This window comes from Cupriavidus campinensis (assembly GCF_905397395.1).
Classification (GTDB): domain Bacteria; phylum Pseudomonadota; class Gammaproteobacteria; order Burkholderiales; family Burkholderiaceae; genus Cupriavidus; species Cupriavidus campinensis.
The window spans coordinates 1-625 of the sequence record NZ_CAJPVH010000155.1 but is presented as its reverse complement, the minus strand read 5'-3'; the positions used below and the strand labels follow the sequence as shown (position 1 = coordinate 625).

1 pseudogene is annotated in these 625 nt (G+C 72.8%); it reads right to left on the bottom strand.

Annotated features, from left to right (window positions below):
- Positions 1–370 (bottom strand): annotated as a pseudogene (locus tag KHO18_RS28305) (GGDEF-domain containing protein); the annotation flags it as partial.
- Positions 371–625: the final 255 nt, after the last annotated feature.

Below are 625 nucleotides of genomic sequence, written 5' to 3'. Positions count from 1 at the left end.
CCACGGCCACCAGGCCGGCGCCCGAAGCCATCGCCAGCGCCACGGCCACGCCCCAGCCGCGCCGGCCCTGGCGGAACCAATGGAAGATGGGGGGAATCACTTGCGCGACGATCGCCGTCGCCGCCAGCGTGGCCACGAACGTGGCGGCCATCTTCACGCCGTCATTGGCGGCGGTGAGCGTGCCGGAGGCGATGGCCACCCAGACCGGCATGCCGAGCGTGGCCTGCGACATCAGTGCCGCCGACCACGTCAGGCTGCGCGCGACCTTGCGACCCGGCGTGCGGTCGCCCGAAGCCGTGCGGCGCCAGCGCGCGGCGGCAAGGCCGAGCACGGACGCAAGCAGCAGGAGGCTGTAACTCGTGGCAGTCATGGGGGCGGCGCGTTGGTGGCGGGCACGGATGCCGGCATGTCCTCGATGCGGGCCATCGGGCAGCCCGCATCACGGCATCCTGTCTCCGCCATGTGAACAGTCAAGCGCTTGCTTCGAACGAGGATCGGGACGATCAGAACGCCGCCCAATCGTCGTCCGCACGCGAGGCCGCGGGGGCACCCCCGGCTGCCGACAACTGCGGGCGCACCAGCGCAGCCTCGCGCGACTTGCGCACCACCGGCGGCCGCGCGCTGG